The sequence below is a fragment of the Pseudomonas sp. IT-93MI4 genome (assembly GCF_949767635.1).
Taxonomy (GTDB): domain Bacteria; phylum Pseudomonadota; class Gammaproteobacteria; order Pseudomonadales; family Pseudomonadaceae; genus Aquipseudomonas; species Aquipseudomonas putida_A.
In genome coordinates this window covers 441797-462673 of record NZ_CATKPP010000044.1, presented here as the reverse complement: position 1 = coordinate 462673, position 20877 = coordinate 441797, and the positions used below count along the sequence as shown (strand labels likewise).

General features: G+C 58.9%; 26 protein-coding genes and 2 tRNA genes. 10 read left to right on the top strand and 18 right to left on the bottom strand.

Annotation, left to right across the window (positions count from 1 at the left end):
- Nucleotides 1–48: 48 nt before the first annotated feature.
- Genes ACM6I7_RS18935 through ACM6I7_RS18925 form a run of 3 tightly spaced genes read left to right on the top strand, consistent with a single transcriptional unit; the run spans nucleotide 49 to nucleotide 1435 of the window.
- Complete coding sequence (locus ACM6I7_RS18935; RefSeq protein ID WP_003220700.1) at nucleotides 49–426, top strand: GNAT family N-acetyltransferase; 378 nt, start codon at nucleotides 49–51, stop codon at nucleotides 424–426.
- Nucleotides 423–1139 carry an AzlC family ABC transporter permease gene (locus ACM6I7_RS18930; protein WP_003220701.1) on the top strand — a complete coding sequence of 239 codons (717 nt, stop codon included), beginning with the start codon at nucleotides 423–425 and terminating at the stop codon, nucleotides 1137–1139. Before ACM6I7_RS18935 ends, ACM6I7_RS18930 begins: the two co-directional genes overlap by 4 nt.
- A complete protein-coding gene (locus ACM6I7_RS18925) occupies nucleotides 1118–1435 on the top strand; it encodes an AzlD domain-containing protein (RefSeq protein ID WP_414889028.1) in 318 nt (105 codons plus the stop codon). The genes ACM6I7_RS18930 and ACM6I7_RS18925 overlap by 22 nt, the downstream gene beginning before the upstream one ends.
- Here ACM6I7_RS18925 and ACM6I7_RS18920 read toward each other — a convergent pair.
- Complete coding sequence (locus ACM6I7_RS18920; protein ID WP_414889027.1) at nucleotides 1352–2278, bottom strand: LysR family transcriptional regulator; 927 nt, start codon at nucleotides 2276–2278, stop codon at nucleotides 1352–1354. The two genes, ACM6I7_RS18925 and ACM6I7_RS18920, sit on opposite strands and share 84 nt — an antisense overlap.
- A 736-nt stretch (nucleotides 2279–3014) precedes the next feature.
- Between ACM6I7_RS18920 and ACM6I7_RS18915 the strand changes: the two genes are divergently transcribed.
- Together ACM6I7_RS18915 and ACM6I7_RS18910 are read left to right on the top strand one after the other, a co-directional pair.
- Nucleotides 3015–3425, top strand: coding sequence for an MbcA/ParS/Xre antitoxin family protein (locus ACM6I7_RS18915; RefSeq protein ID WP_007961687.1), 411 nt, complete (start codon nucleotides 3015–3017; stop codon nucleotides 3423–3425).
- Nucleotides 3422–4102 (top strand): RES family NAD+ phosphorylase, encoded by a 681-nt coding sequence (locus ACM6I7_RS18910; RefSeq protein WP_096796707.1) that lies wholly within the window; start codon nucleotides 3422–3424, stop codon nucleotides 4100–4102. The genes ACM6I7_RS18915 and ACM6I7_RS18910 overlap by 4 nt, the downstream gene beginning before the upstream one ends.
- A 51-nt stretch (nucleotides 4103–4153) precedes the next feature.
- Here ACM6I7_RS18910 and ACM6I7_RS18905 read toward each other — a convergent pair whose 3' ends face one another.
- A complete protein-coding gene (locus ACM6I7_RS18905) occupies nucleotides 4154–4429 on the bottom strand; it encodes a DUF3077 domain-containing protein (protein ID WP_096796706.1) in 276 nt (91 codons plus the stop codon).
- 470 nt (nucleotides 4430–4899) lie between these two features.
- Between ACM6I7_RS18905 and ACM6I7_RS18900 the strand changes: the two genes are divergently transcribed.
- Together ACM6I7_RS18900 and ACM6I7_RS18895 are read left to right on the top strand one after the other, a co-directional pair.
- Nucleotides 4900–5082 carry a type II toxin-antitoxin system HicA family toxin gene (locus ACM6I7_RS18900; protein ID WP_041071532.1) on the top strand — a complete coding sequence of 61 codons (183 nt, stop codon included), beginning with the start codon at nucleotides 4900–4902 and terminating at the stop codon, nucleotides 5080–5082.
- Nucleotides 5083–5113: 31 nt separating this feature from the next.
- Nucleotides 5114–5539, top strand: coding sequence for a type II toxin-antitoxin system HicB family antitoxin (locus tag ACM6I7_RS18895; RefSeq protein ID WP_096796733.1), 426 nt, complete (start codon nucleotides 5114–5116; stop codon nucleotides 5537–5539).
- A gap of 310 nt (nucleotides 5540–5849) precedes the next feature.
- Here the strand turns inward: ACM6I7_RS18895 and ACM6I7_RS18890 are convergent, their stop codons facing one another.
- The 7 genes from ACM6I7_RS18890 to ACM6I7_RS18860 all read right to left on the bottom strand — a co-directional run bounded on the left by ACM6I7_RS18890 (nucleotide 5850) and on the right by ACM6I7_RS18860 (nucleotide 11180).
- Nucleotides 5850–6089 carry a hypothetical protein gene (locus tag ACM6I7_RS18890; protein WP_027611240.1) on the bottom strand — a complete coding sequence of 80 codons (240 nt, stop codon included), beginning with the start codon at nucleotides 6087–6089 and terminating at the stop codon, nucleotides 5850–5852.
- Nucleotides 6090–6472: 383 nt separating this feature from the next.
- A tRNA-Thr gene (locus tag ACM6I7_RS18885) sits at nucleotides 6473–6548 on the bottom strand.
- Between the two features lie 420 nt (nucleotides 6549–6968).
- A complete protein-coding gene (locus tag ACM6I7_RS18880; RefSeq protein ID WP_414889026.1) occupies nucleotides 6969–8204 on the bottom strand; it encodes a methyltransferase in 1236 nt (411 codons plus the stop codon).
- On the bottom strand, nucleotides 8185–8874 hold the full coding sequence (locus tag ACM6I7_RS18875) for an ABC transporter permease (RefSeq protein ID WP_003220713.1): 690 nt from the start codon (nucleotides 8872–8874) through the stop codon (nucleotides 8185–8187). Before ACM6I7_RS18875 ends, ACM6I7_RS18880 begins: the two co-directional genes overlap by 20 nt.
- Nucleotides 8871–9566: an ABC transporter permease gene (locus ACM6I7_RS18870; protein ID WP_007961693.1), complete on the bottom strand. Its 696-nt coding sequence runs from the start codon at nucleotides 9564–9566 to the stop codon at nucleotides 8871–8873. Before ACM6I7_RS18870 ends, ACM6I7_RS18875 begins: the two co-directional genes overlap by 4 nt.
- A gap of 77 nt (nucleotides 9567–9643) precedes the next feature.
- The gene (locus ACM6I7_RS18865; RefSeq protein ID WP_027611242.1) at nucleotides 9644–10393 is read right to left on the bottom strand and encodes an ABC transporter substrate-binding protein; all 750 of its coding nucleotides are present in this window, start codon (nucleotides 10391–10393) and stop codon (nucleotides 9644–9646) included.
- Between the two features lie 13 nt (nucleotides 10394–10406).
- Complete coding sequence (locus ACM6I7_RS18860; RefSeq protein WP_041071351.1) at nucleotides 10407–11180, bottom strand: ABC transporter ATP-binding protein; 774 nt, start codon at nucleotides 11178–11180, stop codon at nucleotides 10407–10409.
- A 551-nt stretch (nucleotides 11181–11731) separates the two neighbouring features.
- Between ACM6I7_RS18860 and gabP the strand changes: the two genes are divergently transcribed.
- Entirely contained in the window at nucleotides 11732–13123 is a 1392-nt protein-coding gene (gabP, locus tag ACM6I7_RS18855; RefSeq protein WP_027611243.1) for a GABA permease, read from the top strand.
- Between the two features lie 70 nt (nucleotides 13124–13193).
- Here gabP and ACM6I7_RS18850 read toward each other — a convergent pair whose 3' ends face one another.
- The 3 genes from ACM6I7_RS18850 to ACM6I7_RS18840 are packed head-to-tail and all read right to left on the bottom strand — an operon-like array spanning nucleotide 13194 to nucleotide 15045.
- Nucleotides 13194–13646, bottom strand: a complete 453-nt coding sequence (locus ACM6I7_RS18850; protein WP_103368299.1) for a hypothetical protein — start codon at nucleotides 13644–13646, stop codon at nucleotides 13194–13196.
- Between the two features lie 6 nt (nucleotides 13647–13652).
- The gene (locus ACM6I7_RS18845; RefSeq protein ID WP_414889025.1) at nucleotides 13653–14066 is read right to left on the bottom strand and encodes a hypothetical protein; all 414 of its coding nucleotides are present in this window, start codon (nucleotides 14064–14066) and stop codon (nucleotides 13653–13655) included.
- A gap of 28 nt (nucleotides 14067–14094) precedes the next feature.
- Nucleotides 14095–15045, bottom strand: a complete 951-nt coding sequence (locus ACM6I7_RS18840) for an alpha/beta fold hydrolase (protein ID WP_414889024.1) — start codon at nucleotides 15043–15045, stop codon at nucleotides 14095–14097.
- Between the two features lie 243 nt (nucleotides 15046–15288).
- On the opposite strand from ACM6I7_RS18840, the gene ACM6I7_RS18835 reads away from it, so the two are divergent.
- Complete coding sequence (locus ACM6I7_RS18835; protein WP_414889023.1) at nucleotides 15289–15738, top strand: carboxypeptidase regulatory-like domain-containing protein; 450 nt, start codon at nucleotides 15289–15291, stop codon at nucleotides 15736–15738.
- Between the two features lie 76 nt (nucleotides 15739–15814).
- A complete protein-coding gene (locus ACM6I7_RS18830; protein WP_098966737.1) occupies nucleotides 15815–16096 on the top strand; it encodes a YceK/YidQ family lipoprotein in 282 nt (93 codons plus the stop codon).
- A 14-nt stretch (nucleotides 16097–16110) separates the two neighbouring features.
- On the opposite strand, the gene ACM6I7_RS18825 is transcribed toward ACM6I7_RS18830, so the two are convergent.
- The 6 genes from ACM6I7_RS18825 to ACM6I7_RS18800 all read right to left on the bottom strand — a co-directional run bounded on the left by ACM6I7_RS18825 (nucleotide 16111) and on the right by ACM6I7_RS18800 (nucleotide 20848).
- The gene (locus tag ACM6I7_RS18825; RefSeq protein WP_414889022.1) at nucleotides 16111–16461 is read right to left on the bottom strand and encodes a hypothetical protein; all 351 of its coding nucleotides are present in this window, start codon (nucleotides 16459–16461) and stop codon (nucleotides 16111–16113) included.
- A gap of 166 nt (nucleotides 16462–16627) precedes the next feature.
- A tRNA-Phe gene (locus tag ACM6I7_RS18820) sits at nucleotides 16628–16703 on the bottom strand.
- Nucleotides 16704–16806: 103 nt separating this feature from the next.
- On the bottom strand, nucleotides 16807–17079 hold the full coding sequence (locus tag ACM6I7_RS18815; RefSeq protein WP_003220737.1) for an oxidative damage protection protein: 273 nt from the start codon (nucleotides 17077–17079) through the stop codon (nucleotides 16807–16809).
- Nucleotides 17076–18143, bottom strand: coding sequence for an A/G-specific adenine glycosylase (gene mutY / locus ACM6I7_RS18810; protein WP_027611250.1), 1068 nt, complete (start codon nucleotides 18141–18143; stop codon nucleotides 17076–17078). Before mutY ends, ACM6I7_RS18815 begins: the two co-directional genes overlap by 4 nt.
- Nucleotides 18140–20365: an AsmA family protein gene (locus ACM6I7_RS18805; RefSeq protein ID WP_027611251.1), complete on the bottom strand. Its 2226-nt coding sequence runs from the start codon at nucleotides 20363–20365 to the stop codon at nucleotides 18140–18142. Before ACM6I7_RS18805 ends, mutY begins: the two co-directional genes overlap by 4 nt.
- A 78-nt stretch (nucleotides 20366–20443) precedes the next feature.
- Nucleotides 20444–20848, bottom strand: a complete 405-nt coding sequence (locus ACM6I7_RS18800) for an acetyl-CoA sensor PanZ family protein (protein WP_414889021.1) — start codon at nucleotides 20846–20848, stop codon at nucleotides 20444–20446.
- Between the last annotated feature and the right edge of the window lie 29 nt (nucleotides 20849–20877).

Here is a 20877-nt window from a genome sequence, read left to right as displayed (position 1 = left end):
TCGACGCCGGTGGTGCTGCGACGCGCCACCGCCAAGGACGCGCAGCGCATGGAGCGCTTCTTCCGGCAGTTCGACGAAGTGTCGTTCTGCGAATGGCAGGACGCCAAATGCCTGCGCGGTGTATTGATCCAGAAGACCACCACGGCCTATCTGGCCTTCGACGTCGAAGGCGAAATCGTCGGTGCGGTGCTCGGCGGCATGCTCGGTAGTCGCGGCACCATCAACCACTTGGCGGTCAGCCCACGCTATCGCAGTCAGGGCGTCGGCCAGCGGTTGGTGGAAGCGGCGTCATCCGACATGAAACGGGTCGGTGTATTACGGATGTTTCTGTTCGTCGACGATGCTAACCTCGCGGGCAAGCGATTCTGGACTGCCCAGGGTTTTTGCGAACCCCACGGCGAGCGGACATTTGAGAGGGATCTATGAATGAAACGTCCGGCAGTGCGCCGCTGATGGCTGCTCATCAGCCATCGCGCACGTTTGCCGAAGCCAGCCCGGTGGTGGCCGGTTACTTCACGGTGTCGTTCGTGTTCGGGCTGATGGCGGTCAACGCCGGGCTGCCGATGTGGCTGCCGGTGGCGATGTGCTTGTTCGTCTACGCCGGCGCTTCGCAATTCGCCGCACTGGCGCTGATCTCCAGCGGCGCTTCGCTGACCACCATCGTGCTGACCACCTTCCTGATCAATGCGCGGCACATGCTGATGTCGGTGTACATGGCCAAGGCTCTGCGCGCACTGGGGCTCAGCCGCATGGAGCGCTGGGCTTACGCCGGTGGCCTGACCGACGAGTCCTTCGCGTTCCACAGCGTCAAACTCGGCACCGGTGCGCCGGTCAATATTCGTTACCTGATCGGCTTCAACCTGTTCTGCCACACCTCTTGGGTGCTGGGCGGATTGTTGGGCGCTGTCTGCGCGCAATATGCATCGCACCTGATCAAATATCAGCTCGACTACGCACTGACCGCGATGATGCTCTACGTGCTGGTGTCGCTGTGCAACACCCGCAACAAACTCATCGCCGCCGCGGCTGCCGTCGCCTGCATGGGCGCGCTGAGCCTGGTCGGCACTTCGCCGTTCAACGTTTTCATCGCCACGTTTGTGGGCTGCGGAGTGGGTGTATGCCTGACCAAACGTTCCTGATCCTGGTGGTCGCGCTGATGATGGCCGTGACCTTCCTGCCACGCGCGCTGCCGCTGCAAGTCAACACCGAGCACTGGCCGCCGTTCGTTGCGCGGGCGCTGGAATACCTGCCGGTGGCGATCGTCGCTGCGATCAGCCTGACACCCTTGTTGATCAAGGATCAGCACTTACAGCTCGATCGCCCGGAATTTTATGCAGCCATTCCGACGTTGTTATGTGCGTATTTCAGCAAAAACCTCTTTCTCAGTGTGGCGGTTGGGACGGCTGCGTACATTGCGCTCGGCTCGTTCATATAGCGGCAGATCGACCACGTCATTCAGGGCCTGCCCCGACAGGTTCGGGTTGTTCACCGCCAGACGCACTTCGAGGAAATCCTCGAATCCGGGGAAAATCGTCAGGCCGTTCTTTTGCGCGGCCTCACGAGAAACCATGCCCACCGCGTCCATCTGCGTGATCAGCGACAGGGTCAGGGTCTCGCTGCAGGAATAGACCATGCGTTGACCGTTCTCGTGATTGCCCAGTCCGGCGTCGAGAAAACGCAGGAAACTGTGGGAATACGGACAATCTTCCGCAGGACGCACCTGAAACTTGTTGCCCAGCAATGTCAGTGGATCGTTTTCCTGCCCGCAATGCGCACCGACCACCTGCACCTGCACATCCGGCAAAACAATGCTCGGCAAACCCGGCCGCTGCGGGCCGATCAGCACCGCAAGATCAAAGTCTTCATTCTTCAGCTTGCTGAGGTTCTCCATCGACTCGGCGTAGCTGAATTCCATCTGGTAATCGGGAAACACCTCGATCAGGCGTCCGATCATTCGCCGGTTGAAGTCAGACGACAACGTGTTGTTCAACGCAACCTTCAATGTGCGCTGGCCCGGCACCTTGAGCGCCTCGACCTTTTCTTCCATCTGTCGCGTGGCAATCAGCACTTTGTCCATGTAGGGCGTCAGCTCCGTGCCTTGCGGCGTCAGCGTCAGCCCTTTGTTGGAACGTCGAAACAAGCGGAAACCGAACTGCTCTTCGACCTTGTTCAACTGCGCGGCCAGGGCCTGCACAGTCAGGCACGAATGCTCGGCTGCGGCCGACAACGAGCCGGTCTGCACGATGCGCATGAGGTTGCGTAAGGTTCTGCTATCCATGGGTAATGCCCTCTGAAGTGGGCTGGGTATTGTTGTTTACGAGACTGCCGATCCGGCGTCATATGCCGGCTATATTCCAGCACCTGAGCATAGTTGTCGCGGGTTTAGTAGCGAATTGATGTCCCCGCCGATGGCTGGAAGCTGACACAGGATCGGGATTTTTGATGACGTGGGGGTGATTGGGGTCAAGAAAAGTGCGTGGTTTTGGTGCGCAGGGCGGGTTTTTCGAGGAGAAAGGCTTATGGCTCCTGTAATTTCCCCGGCGACATATGCGGATATTTTTCAGCTATGAGCGCGAGTGCCCTTAGCATCAGGGAGGCTTTCCAATTTCTTCGCCACCGGGTTGTTGCGACTCTGGAGCTGCCATTTACGGGGCGCTGAAGAGCGTCCGCATGTGAATGCACATAGGGAAAGTTCGCCAGCACTCCGACCAGGCAAGCGAAATGCTCAAGTAAAACAGGCAAAAAAAACCGACATTGTTGTCGGCTTTTTGCTCCCTTGAACGGGGGAAGAGGTCTCACCCGAGCGCTGATTTTCAGGTCATCAACGGGGTTCCTAACGCCGACTATCGCCACCTGATGGCAGTCGGTTTCGCGCTCTTGAGGCAGATCCTCTGCCACGGGACATTAACGTGTCAACTTGGGATTCTCAGGCGTTTATTCGTATATGAATATTTTCATAGGAAATATTCATTTTTGTACTACGCTCAGTTGCGCGACAGTTAAAAAGGACGACCATGCCTACCTCATCCCCAGCCCTCACCCCGCGTGAACAACTCGACGTCCCCGAGGCCGGGCGCGTCGCGCTGAAGTTTTTCTTCAATCTCATGGAGCGCTGGGGTTGCAACGCCGAACAGCAGCGCACTTTGCTGGGCGGCGTCGGCAACACCACGTTCTACAAGTACAAACACCTGCCGCCGAACATTCGCCTGCCACACGACACGCTGGAGCGAATCTCGTATCTGATGGGTATTCACAAGGCCTTGAGCATCATCTTCAGCAACAGCCGCGAGCGCGCTTATACGTGGGTCAGCAGCCCCAACACGGCTGCGCCATTCAATGGCCGGACCGCGCTGGATTACATGCTGGCGGGGAGGGTGGTCGATATCGCCGACGTGCGCCGCTACCTCGATGGGGTGCGCGGTTGAAGGCCCCGCCGCTGGCTGAGCCGCAATGGCCGAAGGCCTACCGGATCGTCAACAGCAGCTTCCCGCCGATTGCGTTGTTCGAAGACGTGCTCGACCCCGAAGACCTGGAAATCGCCTACGCGCTGGAAGCGCTGACCAACGATCGCCTGATCGAGCAGGCCGGCGTCCTCGCCCGCGTGCGTCCCGAAGACCGGCTCTCCGGCCCCGGTTCAACTCCGGTGATGGCGGCGTTTACCCACATCGGCAAAAGCAGCCGCTTCACCGATGGCGCCTTCGGCGTCTACTACGCCGCCAGCAGCCAGGCCGCGGCCATCGCCGAAACCTGCTATCACCAGGAACGTTTCCTCGCGGCCACCAACGAGGCGGATCTTGAGTTGACCATGCGTACTTACGTCAATCGTGTGGTTAAGCCGCTGCATGATGTTCGTGATGACTTTCCCGATTTGCATCAACCCGATCCAGACGCCTATGGCCCATCCCAGGCGTTTGCTCGACAACTGCGTGAGTCTGCATCCTGGGGACTGCTCTACAACAGTGTTCGCCTGCCGGGTCACGAATGTGTTGCTGCGTTCCGCCCGCCAGCGGTGTCGGTTCCGAAGCAGGGTAAGCATTTGCGTTATGTGTGGAGTGCGAGTCAGAGAAGGATTTCATTTGTGTTTGAGATCAGTCAGGTGTGAATCGCAAGAAGCCCTCGCTGTATGGCGAGGGCCTCTTATTGGTAGTTAACGTCAATGGCTTGCTGTTGGCGCATCCAGCACTTTCACCACATCGTCGATCAGCGCCTTGCTCAACTCCTGCAGATACTGAGAGGCATAAGAGTGAAGGTCAGGATCGCGAGAAACTGTGGAGTCGGTGGTCAGTAGCTTGGAGATGTGAAGCAAGTGTGAGGCGTGCGAGAGGGCGGCCATCACTGGAACACCACGATTGGTGCGGAACAGCGCTTGATTGGCCTGGAAGGAAAAGTGCGTAAGGCCTGGGGTTTTCAAATCGAGGTAGTCGGTCATATCGCTTCACCTGCCGTACGTAAGGCGTGGAGTGAGGTAACCGGTGTGGCAGCGCGGCGGATTACGGATGGATCGATGGCATTCATTTGTGAACTCCCTGTATCAAATGAGAGCCGCCATTTTTCGTTCTCAGGCGAAAGGGTGGCAGCTATGCGCAGGCTGAGAAACCGGAGATACAGGAACCCGGCAGACCCGAAAGTCTCCCACGCACAGCCGCCATTACACGTGAGTGCAGACACAAAAAAGCGCCGGCAATCGTGATTTTGGGCGCTGGTGCGCCTGTATCTTACGCGGGTTCTCAGGCCCGATCGCTGAATTGGCAGCGACGGATTTGACGGTAGCTTGCGGATGACGGATGCGCAATCGTGGCCAGGTGGTGGCCGTTGCCATCTCTGTGTGGTGCAACACTTATGTTGCGAATGCAGCAAATATGTTGCACATTCGCTTTACCGAAACGGCGAGTGATGCACATGAAGTACAGCGAGTTTCGGCGATGGTTGAAAGCCCAAGGCGTTGAGTTTCAAACCGGCAAGGGCAGTCACTTCAAGGTTTCCTTGAATGGCAAATCAACTGTGTTTCCCGACCATGGAGCCAAGGAAATGGGCGAAGGGTTGAGAAAATCGATAATCAAACAGCTGGGCCTCAAGGATTGAGGCTCAGCTGTACCCCATGAGAGGAATCGTGATGTTCGAATATGCGTTGGAAGTTCACGAAGAGCCGGACAGTGTCTGGTTGTCCTGCGCAGAAATTCCTGAGATGCACGCCGTTGGCGACACCCTCGAGCAAGCGTTGGACACCGCCATTGATGCAATCGAGACGGCGCTCTCGATATACGTTGATGATCGCCGGTTGATTCCGACCGGGCAGGCAGGAGAACAGGCAAGTGGCGTCGTATTGCGTCTGCCTGCGCTGACTGCAGCAAAGGTTGCTCTGTGGAATACGCTTTTGGAGTCAGGTTTAAGCAAGGCCGAGTTGGCACGTCGTCTCGGCGTACAACGGCCCCAGGTCGATCGCTTGGTAGATTTTCTGCATCACTCCAAAATCGAGAATGTTGAGCGTGCGTTGCAGCAACTTGGAAGGCGGATTTCGCTTTCGGTTCAAGCTGCATAAGTTCAGCAAGCGAGCGTTGGAGAAAATAGCTGAAGGCGAAGAACAGGCATGGCAAATGAGCTAGAGCGATTTCAGACGGACGTGATGGAATCTGTACGTCAGATGAAGGCTGGAAAGGCCTCGCGCGTAACGCTGCAGCCGCTCTCGGCGGCCACTGAAGAGCAAAGGAAGGCCGGGGTTTCTCAAAGCGTTTTCGCCGACCTAAGCACCGTGGTGACACGATCAAAATAGGTGGGGAAAAATAGAGTCAGACCACAGTCTCAGCTCAAAACGTGGTCTGTCCCTTATTTCTGTCCCTTATTTCTGTCCCTTATTTCCCTGCTTGGGTCTGTTCAGGGAGGACGTTGGCTCGTGCCTTGTCTTGACTGCGCAACCAGCGTTCGGCGTCCTCAAAGGTGTTCATGCAGGTTCTGCCATAAGCCGACAAGGCCAGTATGCTGCGTTGGGTGAGTTGAATGTCAGATGTGCACAGATCGATGAATAACGAGAGCGCGTTTCCGGCCTCCTCAAATGCTTCGCGGATTTCCAAGGCTTTTTTGCATGTGGACATCAGTTGACTCCCTGTTCCATGTTGTCAGGGGCGAGTTTATGCGCAAAACTCTGCGTCAAAATCAACTTCGCGTATCAACTTGTGACGGACCTTCAGCGCTCGCTTATTTGAATTTTGTCGGTGGGGGAGTTCGATATCTCAATTGCTGACAAGGTGCTGAATGGCATGTCTGCAGATTGTTGGCTTTGCTCTATGGGGAGGCCTTTTGCGCTGATGAAGTCAGGCGGTCTTGTGTGTTGCCGATCCATAGCAAAGATCTTTTAGATAGGGTGAGCGCTCATAACCTAAGGGTCAAAGTCATGATCACTCAGCCGTAGCGCTTTTTATATTCAAACGCCAGAAACAACAAAGCCCCTGCATTTCTGCAGGGGCTTCGTTTTGTATGGTGCCGGCACCAGGAGTCGAACCCGGGACCTACTGATTACAAGTCAGTTGCTCTACCAACTGAGCTATACCGGCGTGTGGGCGACGATTATAGCGATTGGGTTGGTTCTGTAAACCCCTGAATTCAGACTATTTTTACGCAGGCGCTGGATCAGGCTTGGCGTGAGCGGTGTCGCCGAGTTTTTAGCCGCAAAACCGAGGTGCTACGCGATCAAACCAGAATGAGCGTGAGGGCAGGATTTCTGCACCGTTCAAGCACCCATTTCACCCGTTTATGTCGTTTTGATTGGAAGCTTATGCACAACGGATGGGCGCTACGGCTGCATTGCAGGGGATTTTGTGGACACGTTCTCATTTTGTGCGCAAATCCCTGTTTTACTGGTTTTTTATCAATATGAACAAAAAATGACCAATGCTGTTTAAGCGGTCTAACAGCCGTGAATATTGGATCCACGGGAAAACCATCAACAGAGTTATCCACAGGCTGTAAAGATTTCAAGCGCGCTCGGCCAGCAGCATGAAATTACGCGGAGTCAGCGGTGCGTCGCAGAAGGTGCCGAGGCTTACGACGTATCCCTGTTCGGCGAGAAAAATGGCTCGATCAAGATTCAGCCAAAGCTCCAGCGGTCGTCGGAACAGTCCGCGCAGTAATTCCAGGTTGCGAACTTCGGCCAACCGCTGCCAACCGGCGGCTTCCAGTGCCTGCCAGTCTGGCGTGCCGATTGTGGATAACTCTTTCAGCGCTGCCAGGTCGCGGCAGTAATCGGCGAAGGGTTTTCCCAGCCAGGCGCTGGGCAGGGACGGGGTGGGCAGGTATTCGTCTACTCCGCGCACTTGCCGTTGCAGCAAATCGAAAGCCAGGCGTCGGGCCATGGAGGTGTCGCGCTGACGTCGGACTCTTGCACCGGCGGTGACGGTTTCGCTCATGGGCAGCGAAAGATCTTCGAGCGAGAGCTGTAGGGCGGATCGCAAACCCGCTGAGGACAATGCCTGGTACTCGCTGCGATTGATCCGGTTGTAGCAGCACGGGGCGATGGCCATCTGCTGACATCCGGCCGCGCTCGCCAGTTGCATCAAGCGCACATGCAGATCGCCGCAGGCGTGCAGGGCGACCGGGGTGTGCTGAGCACTTATAACGCTCGCTGCGTCTGCCGCCAGTACATCCTGCTCGACATGCAGGGCGTGCAAATGACGGCGCTGACTTAATGCCTGACCACTGGCGACCAACGCCGGATCGTATTCGATACAAGTCAGTTGTTGCCCCGTACCCAACAGGCGTCGGCCCAGATGTCCCTTGCCGGAACACCAGTCCAGCCAATGCGCCGGCGGCGAGGCGAAAGACAAGCGACTGGCGAACGCCTCGATCTGCTGCCACTTGCGCCCCGGCACATCGACATTCAATCGATGGCCTGGGGTTTCCAGCGCATGTTCCGGCAACTCTCCGACTGCGCTCAGCTCAGCCGACAACGCCGCCAGTGCAGCGAATGGCTCCGGCGCATCGATGAGATCGGCAGGGTGGTTATGCACAAGCTCTGTATCTTCCAGCGATCGTCCGCGTAGCCACGAAGCCAATTCGGGGTAGGCGGTTTCCCATGCAATCGAAAGATGGGTGAACGGACGAGGTTTCCACAGCGCCTGATGCTCAATCAGAAAAGCATCCAGTGCGGTGAAGCGGGCGAGTAGGGCCTCGCCCGTCAGCACGTGGGAAGTTTCAACGCCCTTGGCAGGCATCGACGCGCAGCCAGCGCTCCAGCAGCTTGAAGCCGCGCACCAGCACGTAGGACATCAGCAGATAGAACACGCCGGCGGCGAAGAAGATTTCCACCGGCAGGTAGGTGCGGGCAATGATCGTGCGGGCCATGCCGGTCAGTTCCAGCAGGGTCACGGTGCTCGCCAGCGCGCTGGCCTTGAGCATCAGGATCACTTCATTGCTGTAGGCCGGCAGGCCGATGCGCGCCGCTCGCGGCAGCATGATGTAGAACATCGCCTTGGGCTTGGACATGCCCAACGCCCGCGCCGCCTCGATTTCGCCGGGCGGAATCGCCTGGATCGCGCCGCGCAGAATTTCGGCGATGTACGCCGCGGTGTGCAGAGTCATGGTCGCGGTGGTACACCAGAACGGATCGCGCAGGTACGGCCACAGTGCGCTACTGCGCACCGCATCGAACTGCGCCAGGCCGTAATAGACGAGGAACAGTTGCACCAGCAACGGCGTGCCACGGAAAAAGAAGATGTAGGCGTAGGGCAAAGCGCGCACGTACCACAGCTTCGAAGAGCGGGCGATGCCCAGTGGAATTGCCAGCAACAGACCGGCAATCACGGCAATCGCCACCAGCTCCAGGGTCAGGGTCGCGCCCTGCGCCAGTTTCGGCAGCCACTTGATGATCACTTCCCAGTTCATGAAGCGCTCCTCGCAAAGCCGCGAGCGGCGCGTTTTTCCAGGAAGTGCATGCCGGTCATCGCCAGCACCGTCAGGCCCAGGTACATGACCGCCGCCACCAGATAGAAGGTGAACGGTTGTTTCGACACGGTCACGCCGATCTGTGCGTGACGCATGATTTCTTCCAGGCCGATCACCGAGACCAGCGCGGTGTCTTTCATCAGGATCATGAACAGGTTGCCCAGGCCTGGCAGGGCGATGCGCCACATCTGCGGCATGATCAACTTGGTGAAGATCCGCCATTTCGACAGGCCCAGCGCCACACCCGCTTCGCGATGGCCCTTGGGAATGGCAAGGATCGCGCCGCGGAACACTTCCGTGGCGTAGGCGCCGAAGCACAGGCCCAGCGCAATCACGCCAGCGGCGAAGGCGCTGAGTTGCAGGTCGGGATTGCCGAAAAACTCACCGAGGCTGCGCATCAGGTTGACCGTACCGAAGTAGATCAACAGCACCCAGAGCAATTCCGGGACGCCACGCACCAGGGTCGAATAAGTGCCGCCAAGCCATTGCAGCGGCTTGTACGGGGAAGTCTTGGCCAAGGCGCCGAGCAGACCGAGCACCAGTCCCAGGCACAGGGCCGTCAACGCCAGTTTGACGGTCATCAGCGCACCGGCGGCGAGGGCCGGGCCGAATCCGTAGAGGTCGATAATCATGGATTTCTTTTCAAATCGCGGCAGGCAAGGCCGGGAGCCGGCGCCGTCGGATCACGGTGCCGGTCCCGCAGGTCAGATCAATAGATGCTGAACGGGAAGTACTTGTCGTTGATCTTCTTGTAGGTACCGTCAGCTACGATTTCCTTCAGCGCGGCGTTCAGCTTCTCACGCAGTGGATCACCTTTGCGCACGGCGATGCCGATTTTGTCGCTTTCCACGACCGCGTCGCCCTTGAACTCATAGTTCTTGCCGGCGTCGCTTTTCAGCCAATCGTAGTTGGCGTACTTGTCGGCCAGGATGGCGTCGACACGACCGGAGGTCAGGTCCAGGTAGGCGTTTTCCTGGGTGTCGTAGAGTTTGACTTCGATATCGCTGCCGTAGGTGTCCTCAAGCCAAGTGCCAGCGAGGGTGGCGCGCTGGGTGCCGATGATCTTGCCTTTGAGCGAATCCTTGTCGGTTTTGAAGTCTTTATCTTTCGGCGCGATGAACTGCAGCTTGTTCGAGTAGTACGGGTCGGTGAAATCTACCGCGCCCTTGCGCTCTTCGGTGATCGACAGCGAGGAGACCAGGAAGTCGAACTTCTTGGCGTTCAGCGCAGGAATGATGCCGTCCCAATCGGAGGTGACCACGCTGCACTCGACTTTCATCTTGGCGCACAGGGCGTCGCCGATGTCTTTGTCGAAGCCGACCACGTTGCCGCTGGCGTCTTTGTTGTTGAACGGCGGGTAAGCCGCTTCGATGCCCATCTTCAGAGTCTCGGCCATGGCACCGGCGCTGAACGCGAGGGTGACGGCGGCGGCCAGGAAGACCTTTTTAAAATTCTGCATGCATGTTGCTCCGTTAGCGGTTGCTGGACATGAATTGTTTGCAGCGCGCCGAAAGCGGGTTTTCGAACACCTGCTGAGGCGATCCTTGCTCTTCCACCAGCCCTTGGTGGAGGAACACCACTTCGCTGGAGACCTGACGGGCAAAGCCCATTTCGTGGGTCACCAACAGCATGGTGCGGCCTTCTTCGGCCAGTGCGCGGATGACACTAAGTACTTCCTGAACCATTTCCGGGTCAAGCGCGGAGGTGGGCTCGTCGAACAGAATCACCTTCGGCTGCATCGCCAGCGTGCGGGCAATCGCCGCGCGTTGTTGCTGACCACCGGACAGTTGCGACGGGTAGGCGTGGCGCTTGTCGGCGATGCCGACCTTGGCCAGCAGCGCTTCGGCGACTTCGATCGCCTCGGCCTTGCTCTGGCCGAGCACGCGGCGCGGGGCTTCGATGATGTTGTCGAGCACACTCATGTGCGGCCACAGATTAAAGTTTTGAAATACAAAACCAATCTCGGAACGCAGGCGGTTGATCTGTTTGCCATCAGCGGCAACCAGTTCGCCATTCTTGGCGGGCTTGAGCTTGAGTTCTTCACCGGCCACCAGAATCTGGCCCTGGTGCGGGTTTTCCAACAGGTTGATGCAACGCAGGAACGTGGACTTGCCGGAACCGGAGGAACCGAGGATCGAGATCACATCGCCGTCGCGGGCGGTCAGCGAGATACCTTTGAGCACCTCAAGCTGTCCGTAGCGTTTGTGCAAGTTGCGGATTTCAAGCGCGGGCGTGGCCTCAGCCATGTGCGTTCCTCATATATGTTGCGCTCCTGCTGTTGGCGGGCCTTCCTGGCGAGGCGGCCAAGCTAGCATAGCGTTTCAATGGCAGCCAACAGCGCTACGAGCGGTAAGCGGATGGCGTGTGGCAGGTTGTCGCATCGGCACAGCAGACTGTCGCCACATCAACAACCGAACGGGTGTTTGAACGTGCAAACCCGTGGGTGTTGCGTAAAAAAAGGCGCGATGGTGCCAGCTTTGGCGGGGTGTTGGAAGCGCTATCCGGCCGAACGTTCCTGAATCGCCCTTTTATTGTGCATCCACACTTTTTCAGTGTGTTTCTGGTGCGCTGAATCGTCTGAAAAGTGAGTCGCAGGGTAACGCTCTGGCGAATTGCCATTCATTCCAATGACTTGCGATGACTGTCCGGTCTCGCTGAAAACCGCGGCCCAGAAGAGTTTGAAACATTTTGGCGCATTTATTGCGTGCAGAATCTGGAACGCCCTGTTGGTTTCTTTTTACGAGAAGGAAAACCAGACAGGACGGACGCAATCGCTTTCCTCGCAAAGGTAGTTCCGATGAGCAGTACCCCAAGCTCCAATGGCCTCGAACAGGGGCTCAAACCGCGTCATGTGACCATGTTGTCGATCGCCGGTGTTATCGGCGCCGGTCTGTTCGTTGGCTCCGGCCACGCGATCGCTGCCGCCGGCCCCGCCGTGCTGCTGGCCTACGCCGCCGCCGGTACCCTGGTGGTGCTGGTGATGCGCATGCTCGGTGAGATGGCTGTCGCTTCGCCCGACACCGGCTCGTTCTCGACATACGCCGACCGTGCCATCGGGCACTGGGCCGGTTTCACCATCGGCTGGTTGTACTGGTGGTTCTGGGTGTTGGTGATTCCACTGGAAGCCAACGCCGCCGCGACCATCCTCCATGCCTGGTTCCCGGGGATCGAGATCTGGGCGTTTGCACTGATCATCACCATGCTGCTGACGGTCACCAACCTGTTCAGCGTGAAAAACTACGGTGAATTCGAATTCTGGTTTGCCTTGATCAAAGTCCTGGCGATCATAGGCTTCATCGCGCTGGGTCTTGCGGCCGTTTTCGGCTTCCTGCCGAACAGCCAGGTCAGCGGTGTTTCGCACCTGTTTGATTCCGGCGGCTTCCTGCCAAACGGCATGGGCGCGGTGCTGGGTGCAATCCTGACCACCATGTTCTCGTTCATGGGTACCGAAATCGTGACCATCGCGGCTGCGGAATCGAAGAACCCGGGCAAGCAGATTTCCAAGGCCACCAACTCGGTGATCTGGCGGATCGGCCTGTTCTACCTCGTATCGATCTTCATCGTTGTGGCCCTGGTGCCGTGGAACGATCCTACGCTGGCCAACCTCGGTTCCTACCAGACCGTGCTTGAGCGCATGGGCATTCCGAACGCGAAAATGATCGTCGACATCGTGGTGCTGGTCGCGGTAACCAGCTGTCTGAACTCGGCGCTGTACACCTCGTCGCGCATGCTGTTCTCCCTCGGCAAGCGCGGTGACGCACCGGCGATGTCGACTCGGGTCAACAAAAGCGGTACGCCTTACTGGGCCGTCATGCTGTCGACCGGCGCGGCGTTCCTCTGCACCTTCGCCAACTATGTGGCCCCGGCTGCCGTGTTCGAATTCCTGCTGGCCAGCTCCGGCGCCATCGCGCTGCTGGTGTACCTGGTGATCGCGTTCTCGCAACTGCGCATGCGTAAACAACGCATGGCCCGCGGCGAGAAAATCGTCTTCAGCATGTGGCTGTTCCCGGGCTTGACCTACGCGGTGATCATCTTCATCGTCGCCGCCCTGACCATCATGCTGTTCCAGGAAGCCCATCGCGTGGAAATCCTCGCAACCGGCCTGCTGAGCCTCATGGTCGTTGCCGCAGGCCTGCTGGTGGCACGCCGCCGCAAGCTGGAAAACCGTGGTGCGGTGGTGTTGAACTGATCCGCAACGCATAATGCAAAACGGCCGCTGTCAGTGATGACGAGCGGCCGTTTTTGTTTGTGCGCGGGGTTTATTCGCCCTTGTCTTCCTGGGTGTCCAGCGACTTGCCGTAAGTATCCAGCGCAATCCCGAAATCGGTGATGAACTGTGGCTCGGTCAGCCAGGCCTGGGCGGTTTCGATGTCCATGCCGTCGGCCCACATACGGTAGTCGATCAGCATGTCGGCGGCCAGGTGAGTGGCGGCCATGCCTTCGTTCTCGGCGTTTTCCATGTCCAGCAGCTCTGGATGGTCAACGATGATGAACGCCAGTTCGCGCAGCAGGGTCAGCAGCATTTCGTTGCGGCTGACGGCTTCGGCTTCGCGCATTTTGCTGAACATCGCCAGGGTGTATTCCGGGATCGGCTCGTCCAGATGCCCGAGGTTGTCGTCCTGGTCCAGCGGCTTACGGCCGACCATGCGGATGTGTTTGGCTTTGGCCTTGGCGCGTTTGGCGCGTTTCTGTTGCTTGTTCAGGGATGCCATGGGAACTCAGTTCTTCTGTTGGGTTTGTGCGGCGATCGCGTCGGACGCCGCCACATAGTCGGCCTGGAAGGCCGGGGATTCGATCCACGCCAGGGCGCCGGCTTCGTCGGTTTCCTGGGACCACTGGCGATACTCGATCAGCGCGGCGAGGATGAAATCCATCGCGCCTTCTTCGCCTTCCTGCTCGTAGACCAGCCCCAGCAAAGGGTCTTCGAGGAACGCGGTGCACATGGCTTGCTGGCTGATCTTCTCGGCGTCGATCATTTTCTTGAACAGCTCGGTCAGGTCCACCGACTCGAAGTCGATACGGTCATCGTTCGGGTCGAGTGCGACCGGCGCCTCGGCGCGTTTGCTGCGGTTTTGCTTGGCCTTGGTCTTGGCCCGGGCGGCGCGTTTTTGCTGCTTGTTGGCGGAGGCCATGGTGTGTTCCGTCGTGCGTTGAAAGGGCTCAGCTGCGTGGCACTGGCCGCCCGGGTGTGTCGGGGGCCAACTCGCCGGTTTGCAGCCAGGTCAGAGCAATGGGCCATAGTGTGGCTTGGTATGCGCTGCGAAAAAAGGCGAAATGTCCGACTTGTTGTTCGCCGATGTCCTGCGGCGCGATGCGCAAGTGGGTTTTGTGCGCATGACTGAAGTAGCCGAGCAGGCGTTCGATGGCCGGGATCGTGCCGTAAGGGTCGTCGCTGATGCTGATCGCCAAGGTCTTTGCGCGGACATTGGCGAAGGGCAGGCGACCGCTTGCTTTCAGCAGTCGGCGGCCGCTCGGACGCTGCTCGTAGCGCGCGGCAGGCGTGCTCCAGTCGCGTACGACGCCTGCTGGCGTGTCCTCGAGCCAGCCGAGGCGTTTGCCCGGGAAATAGCCACAGAGCCGCGTCAGCAGCGGCATCAGCAAATGCCATTTACCAAACATGCGCCAGCGCTGTGCCGGCGCATAGTCGCGCCAGTAAGCGAACTGCGCGCCGACTGTCACCAGTCGACGAATGACCTGCCCGGACTCGCCGAGCCCAGCCGCGCAACCGCCGAAGCTATGGCCGACCACATCGATTGGCTGGCCGGGGAATTCCCGTTGAGCGCGCTTGAGCATCGCTTCGAAATCCAGCGCGCCCCAGTCGGTCCATGAAGCCTCAAGGCTTTTCAGAGTTGCCGGACGCGATTCGCCGATGCCTCGGTAGTCGTAGGTGATCACGTCGAAGCCGTTGGTGAACAGGTAATCGGCGAAGCGCGAGTAGTGTCGGCAGCGTACCGAGGTGGCGGCGTTGATGATGACTACGGGGCGTTGCGCATCGGGCAGGGCGTGACGCCAGGTGAAGCCGCCGACCATAAAGCCATCTGCGGCAGCTTCTTTGAAAGGTTCGTTCACGGTTGCGGTGTCGGGCGTAAACGCGGGACTGCGTGAATTCATATGGACTTGGCCTTGGCGAAGACGGATCGAGAATGAGCTTCAACGCCCGGCTGCGCAATCACTTGAAACGCAGTGCATTCCGGATTGAAGGTTGGCGACTCTGTGAATTCGAGCCGCAGTGCGTCTCGAATTAGTCCCTTTCGCACCCTGGCCAAGTTCCAATCATTCTAAAACACGTGCTTCCCTGGCCGGATCAAATAAGGAGTAACGGTTGGGCTCTACAAGAGCCCGGGAGTTGTCATCATGAAACGCGTTCTTTCATTCCTGCTGCCCATCGCGGCGGTGGCGGCATTGGCCTTTCCGGCGATGTTGCAGGCAGCCAACCTGGACCCGGTCGACAGTGCCGGCGTGCAAGTCCAGCAACAACAGCAAAATGGCATCAACTACCTGTCCGGCGGGATCGGCCTGGACGAGTCAAAAGCCATTCAACAATCCACCGGTTACAACCTGCACATGACGTTCGCGGTGGGCGCGCAAGACCAGTACACCGCTGATGTCGATGTGATGATTGAAAAGTCGCCGGGGCAAACCGTGCTGACCCTCACCCAAACGGGTCCGCTGGTGTACGTGCAACTGCCACCCGGTAAGTACACCGTGGTCGCCACGCGCAATGGCGAAACACGGCGTGACGTGACAGACATTGGCAGCGGCGCTGCCCGCAATCTGGTGTTCCACTGGAATGACGCTGGATAGTGTTGGGTTCAATTGAAAGTTGAGGCGCGGGTACAATCCCGCGCCTTATGTTTCTGTGATGCAAGGAAGTGCTGGTTTGAAAGGGATTGTGCGTATTGGCTCAGCGGTGAGCCTGGTTTTGCTGTTGGCTGGTTGTGGAACGATGATGGGGCGCCTGAACGGTGATTCTGCAGAACCGTACTACAAAGGTGTCGATGGCAACCTGCACTTGCTTGGCGTGAGAGGGGGAGACGGCATGCCCTCCGCGGTCATCTGCTACATGATGATCGTTTGCCCGGTGATTACCGTGGTATCGCTGCCGGTAGACGCTGCGCTCGACACGGTTTTGTTGCCGGTCGACTACGTCAACACCCTCTGAGGGCCAACCGTCATTTACCCCCGCGTACGCTTGCCCTTCTGCTTGTCAGTGGGTTCTTGCGCCATTCGGTGAATCCATAGTCCGATCCAGCCGACGGCTATCAGGAATACGGTGCCGATGCATTGCGACACGATCTCGAACCAGAACATTCGCGGTTGCAGCGCAAGGGTGTAGGTGTGGCGTGGACCGGAGCGGTTCCATGTGGTGATGGAGCCGCTGATCAAGCTGTGGATGATCAGATAAGTCGACGCGGCGATGAGGAAGGCGATCAGTACGCCGACCAGCACCGTCAGCCAGAATGCCACCCGGCTCTGGCGATAGGGTGGCGGATGGGGCAGGGGGACGCGGGTTCTTTTCTGGTTCATCGAGCGGATGACCCTCTTCCTTAAGGTGCGGCCAAAGTAGCGCGGATCGCCTTTGTTCGAAACCCGTCGCGCATTTGCGCAGCCCAGAAAAAAGACTGGATTGAGCCGCCATCAAATCGCAGGCATAAAAAAACCCTGAATCTTGCGATTCAGGGTTTTCGGTATTTGGTGCCCAGAGACGGAATCGAACCGCCGACACGGGGATTTTCAATCCCCTGCTCTACCGACTGAGCTATCTGGGCAACGGGGCGCATTAAAAGGGTTTTTCGGATTTACGTCAACGACTTTTTTAAAATTTCTTAAATTAATTCCGTCGCTTACGATCCGCCCCCCGATTTTGCGGGTTTACTCCGCAGGCGGAACGTAGCCTTCCGCCTTGGCGTAATCCTCGCCGGAGAAGTACTTGTCCATTTCGCCCTGCAGATATTTGCGGTCTTCGGCGTTCATCATGTTCAGACGCTTTTCGTTGATCAGCAGGGTCTGGTGTTTCTGCCAGTCAGCCCAGGCTTTGGCCGAGACGTGGTCAAAAATATCCTGACCTTTGGCGCCCGGGAAAGGAGCGCGTTCCAGCGCGGGCAGTTCTTCTTTGTACTTGCGGCACATGATGGTGCGGGTCATGACGACTCTCCTGCGTTCAATACGGCGGCCGCGCGTTCGAGCAAGGTTTTGACCGGGGCGGCAAGGCCCAGGCGCGGCGGGGTGGCGAGGTTATACCAGAGCCAGTCGGCCTCGGCCACGTGCTGACCGGCCTCCTGCACCTGAACCAGCCAGGGTTCAATGGACAGCTGGAAATGGCTGAACGTGTGGATGAGGCTTGGCAGCGCCTGCTGCTCGCCCATGGTCAGCGAGTGCTGGTCGGCCAGATGTTGCAGGTCGTCGAGATCGTCGAGTTCCGGCAGGCTCCATAAACCGCCCCAAAGCCCCGTGGACGGGCGGCGATAAAGCAGAATCGCGCCTTCGCCGTTGGCCAGCAGCGGCATCAGCGTGCGTTTTTGCGGGATGGCCTTGCGCGGCTTGGGGATCGGGTAGCGCGTCTCCAGGCCGAGCATGTGCGCCTCGCAGCCCTTTTCCAGCGGGCACAGAAGGCAGCTCGGTTTGCTGCGCGTACACAGCGTGGCACCGAGATCCATCATCGCCTGGGTGTAGGCGTTGACCCGATCGTGCGGCGTGAAACGCTCTGCGTTGGCCCACAGCTGTTTGGCGACCTTCGGTTCCCCCGGGTAACCCTCTTGCGCGGTAAAACGCGCCAGAACGCGTTTGACGTTGCCATCGAGGATCGGCGCGCGCAGGCCCATGCTGATGCTGGCGATGGCGCCGGCGGTGGACAGGCCGATCCCCGGCAAATCCGTCAGCTTTTCGACGTCTCGCGGAAATTCGCCGCCGTACTGGCTGACGACGATCTTTGCGGTCTTCTGCAGGTTGCGTGCTCGGGTGTAATAACCGAGCCCGGTCCACAGATGCAGCACTTCGTCCTCCGGCGCTTCGGCCAGCGCTTGCACCGTTGGCAGCGCGGCCATGAAGCGGTCGAAGTAATTGAGCACGGTGCTGACCTGGGTCTGCTGCAACATGATCTCCGACACCCACACCCGATACGGATTGATGTCTTGCTGCCAAGGCAAATCGTGGCGGCCGTGGCGGTCAAACCATTCCAGCACCGCCGTGGAAAACTGCTCCGCTGTCATCGCTTGAACAGCCCCTTCAATGCGTTTTTCAATTCCGGGCTGACCTTGTCGCCAAGTTTTTCATCGATCTTCTCGCTGAGTTTGTCACCGGCCATTTTGGTCGCGACCTGGCCGAGACGTTCGTTGTCCACACGGCAGGCCTTGGCGCCCAGTTCCAATGGGCCGCGGCAGCGCAGCGGCCACTCGATGCCGACGAATTTCTCGCCGACCTGACAGGCCGGATCCGGCATGGCGCTGGTGTCGCCTTCGACGATGATGCCGACGCGGTAATCCATGCCCAGCACCCGCAGGTCGATGTCGCCATCGCCGTTGACGGTCATGCCGGGGATGCGCACTTTCAGGTCCGGGTTGCTGGCGATGCCGTTGCGGAAGGTCAGGTTGCCCTTGAGTTCCTGGAACGGCGTGTCCTTGCCCCTTGGCTCGCCGCTGAGGGTTTTGCGGTTGAGGGTGGCGATGCCTTTGCACAGTTGCTGTTCAAGGTTGGCGTTGAGCAGCACACCGTTGTTGATCACGAAACTGGCGTTGCCGTTGAGGGTTTCGATCAGCGCCTGCTGGCTGTTGCCGCTGCCGGTGAGGCTGCTGGTCAGTGTGACCAGGCCTTTGACCGGCGGATTCTTGCCCTGGCTTTCGAGGATTTTCTCGGCCGGCACGCGGTTGATCCTGGTTTGCAGGTTCAGCACCGGCGCACTTGGGCGTACGTCGAGGGTGCCCTTGGCTTCGAAGTCGCCGTTGTACAGGCCGCCACGCAGATTTTCCAACGTCAGCAGGCCGCCCTGGCCGGTGGCTTTGAGCGCGGCGTTCTGGATTGGCAGTTTGTCGAGGGTCAGTTGGCCGAAGCTCAGATCGGCATCAACGTCGAGTTTGGCCAGACGCTCGACCGGCAGCAGACGCTCGGTGCTCCAGGCGCTTTTGCTTGGTTTGTCCGGCAACGGTGTGCTGCCAGCGCCGGCCATGGCATCGGCTTCGGTGCTGGCGACTTCGGCCTGACGCACTTGCGTGGCGTTTTTGGCTTTTTCCGATTTCGGCGGCAGGTAGCGGTCGACGTCGAACGTGTCAGCCTTGAGGATCGCCCGCAGCGACTGCTTGGCGAAATCTTCCACGGCAATGCGCCCGCTGAAGCTGCTGTCGTCGAGTTTCAGGTTGATGTTGTCGAAGGCGACGCTGGTTGGCGTGGCGGCCACGCGGCTGACCAGTTCGACCTTGGTCAGGCTGCCGGGCGCCATGGCTGGCAACGTCTGGCCGATGCTATCGACAAATTTCGCCAGGTCGAACTGGGCGATCGAGATTCCGCCAGTGATCTGCGGGGTCTTGTCGAGGTCGTTGGCTTTCAGCTCACCGAGGGCACGCAACTGGTTGGCGGAGATCTTGATCCCGGTCCATTCGGCGACGTTCGCTGCCTTGTCCAGGGAAATCTGGCCTTGGGCGGAGAAGGTCATGGCCTTGCCTTGTAGTGGGTCGCCGGTCAGTTCGCCGGACAGTTTCATGTCTTCGAACTTGTAACGTTGCAGGGCGCGTTCGATGCGCAGCTCGCCGTTGAGCTCGGTGCGCACCCGCAGCACAGGCTGATTGGTGCTGAGGAACGCCGTGGCTTTCAGCGGAATGTTGGTCGAATCGTGTACCGCACCGGTGCTCAGCTGGATGCTTTCGGCACTGTACTGCTTGCCGGTTTGCTCGTCGGTGTATTCAACCCGGGCGTTGTTGACGGTCAGGCTGTCGATGTCGAGGCGGATCGGCTGCGGCGGTTTTTCCGGCTGGACGGGGGCCTCTGCAACAGGCGGGCTGGCAGGCGTCGGGCTGCCGGCAGGCGTGGCAGGAGGTGGCAGCTTGCCGATGTCTTCCCAGTTGCCGTGGCCGTTCTTGTCGCGTTTGAGGCGCAGGTTCAGGCCTTCGACGCGCACATCGCTCATCTGCACTTCGCGGCGCAACAGCGGCAGCACGCGCACGGACAGGCCGAGCATCTGCAGGTCGGCATACGGTTCGGTCGGGTTGATCAGGGTGGCGATGCTGGCCTCATGCAGTTCCAGGCCGAGCCACGGGAACAGGCTCCAGCCGATATCGCCATTGAGCGTCAGCTCGATGTGGGCCTTGTCGCGGGCTATCTGGCGAATCTCGTCTTTATAGTCGTTGGGATCAAACAGGTGGGTCAGGGCGAAGCCCGCCGCCACAATGATCAGCAACAGCCCGAGAAGTACCAGACCCAGGATTTTGCCGAACGCTTTCATGGGCGAGTCCTTGTAGTTAGTCGAATTCGTAATTTAGCCGGGGAGTATAGCGCTGCATCCGCCCGGTTCGGGGCGCTGTCATGTCGCAATGAGGTCCAGCGGCAATTGCAATCTGGCGGCCAGCGCCTGGATTTCAAGGTGCCCGGCCGGTGCCAGCAGGCGCAGTTGGGCACCCGCTTGCGACGCCATTTTCTGTGCTTGGTTCACCAGTCTCTCGGCTACCCCACGGCGCCGGGTGACTTTTCGTACACACAAATGTGACAAGTGCCAAATCCTGTCGTGCCTTGTCAGGCGTGCTGCACCGAGCAGGCGATCGTTGAAACGTCCTGCAATCAAAGAGCCGTCAGCCAGGCTGTTTTCGATCAGTTGAGCGTCCCCGGAATACGGTGCGAACAGCCATTGCGGAGCGTCACGATAGATTTTTTGCAGGTCCTGTTGATCCTGGTAACTGGCATCGTTCAGCGCTTGGACAGCGATCGGCATGGCTTTTTCCTGTGGGGACGAGATCAGAT

Coding starts and splice junctions, on each gene's coding strand:
- ACM6I7_RS18935 (WP_003220700.1), top strand. CDS start 49: ATGGAGCGCTTCTTCCGGCAGTTCGACGAAGTGTCGTTCTGCGAATGG.
- ACM6I7_RS18930 (WP_003220701.1), top strand. CDS start 423: ATGAATGAAACGTCCGGCAGTGCGCCGCTGATGGCTGCTCATCAGCCA.
- ACM6I7_RS18925 (WP_414889028.1), top strand. CDS start 1,118: ATGCCTGACCAAACGTTCCTGATCCTGGTGGTCGCGCTGATGATGGCC.
- ACM6I7_RS18920 (WP_414889027.1), bottom strand. CDS start 2,278: ATGGATAGCAGAACCTTACGCAACCTCATGCGCATCGTGCAGACCGGC.
- ACM6I7_RS18915 (WP_007961687.1), top strand. CDS start 3,015: ATGCCTACCTCATCCCCAGCCCTCACCCCGCGTGAACAACTCGACGTC.
- ACM6I7_RS18905 (WP_096796706.1), bottom strand. CDS start 4,429: ATGACCGACTACCTCGATTTGAAAACCCCAGGCCTTACGCACTTTTCC.
- ACM6I7_RS18900 (WP_041071532.1), top strand. CDS start 4,900: ATGAAGTACAGCGAGTTTCGGCGATGGTTGAAAGCCCAAGGCGTTGAG.
- ACM6I7_RS18895 (WP_096796733.1), top strand. CDS start 5,114: ATGTTCGAATATGCGTTGGAAGTTCACGAAGAGCCGGACAGTGTCTGG.
- ACM6I7_RS18890 (WP_027611240.1), bottom strand. CDS start 6,089: ATGTCCACATGCAAAAAAGCCTTGGAAATCCGCGAAGCATTTGAGGAG.
- ACM6I7_RS18880 (WP_414889026.1), bottom strand. CDS start 8,204: ATGCCTGCCAAGGGCGTTGAAACTTCCCACGTGCTGACGGGCGAGGCC.
- ACM6I7_RS18875 (WP_003220713.1), bottom strand. CDS start 8,874: ATGAACTGGGAAGTGATCATCAAGTGGCTGCCGAAACTGGCGCAGGGC.
- ACM6I7_RS18870 (WP_007961693.1), bottom strand. CDS start 9,566: ATGATTATCGACCTCTACGGATTCGGCCCGGCCCTCGCCGCCGGTGCG.
- ACM6I7_RS18865 (WP_027611242.1), bottom strand. CDS start 10,393: ATGCAGAATTTTAAAAAGGTCTTCCTGGCCGCCGCCGTCACCCTCGCG.
- ACM6I7_RS18860 (WP_041071351.1), bottom strand. CDS start 11,180: ATGGCTGAGGCCACGCCCGCGCTTGAAATCCGCAACTTGCACAAACGC.
- gabP (WP_027611243.1), top strand. CDS start 11,732: ATGAGCAGTACCCCAAGCTCCAATGGCCTCGAACAGGGGCTCAAACCG.
- ACM6I7_RS18850 (WP_103368299.1), bottom strand. CDS start 13,646: ATGGCATCCCTGAACAAGCAACAGAAACGCGCCAAACGCGCCAAGGCC.
- ACM6I7_RS18845 (WP_414889025.1), bottom strand. CDS start 14,066: ATGGCCTCCGCCAACAAGCAGCAAAAACGCGCCGCCCGGGCCAAGACC.
- ACM6I7_RS18840 (WP_414889024.1), bottom strand. CDS start 15,045: ATGAATTCACGCAGTCCCGCGTTTACGCCCGACACCGCAACCGTGAAC.
- ACM6I7_RS18835 (WP_414889023.1), top strand. CDS start 15,289: ATGAAACGCGTTCTTTCATTCCTGCTGCCCATCGCGGCGGTGGCGGCA.
- ACM6I7_RS18825 (WP_414889022.1), bottom strand. CDS start 16,461: ATGAACCAGAAAAGAACCCGCGTCCCCCTGCCCCATCCGCCACCCTAT.
- ACM6I7_RS18815 (WP_003220737.1), bottom strand. CDS start 17,079: ATGACCCGCACCATCATGTGCCGCAAGTACAAAGAAGAACTGCCCGCG.
- mutY (WP_027611250.1), bottom strand. CDS start 18,143: ATGACAGCGGAGCAGTTTTCCACGGCGGTGCTGGAATGGTTTGACCGC.
- ACM6I7_RS18805 (WP_027611251.1), bottom strand. CDS start 20,365: ATGAAAGCGTTCGGCAAAATCCTGGGTCTGGTACTTCTCGGGCTGTTG.
- ACM6I7_RS18800 (WP_414889021.1), bottom strand. CDS start 20,848: ATGCCGATCGCTGTCCAAGCGCTGAACGATGCCAGTTACCAGGATCAA.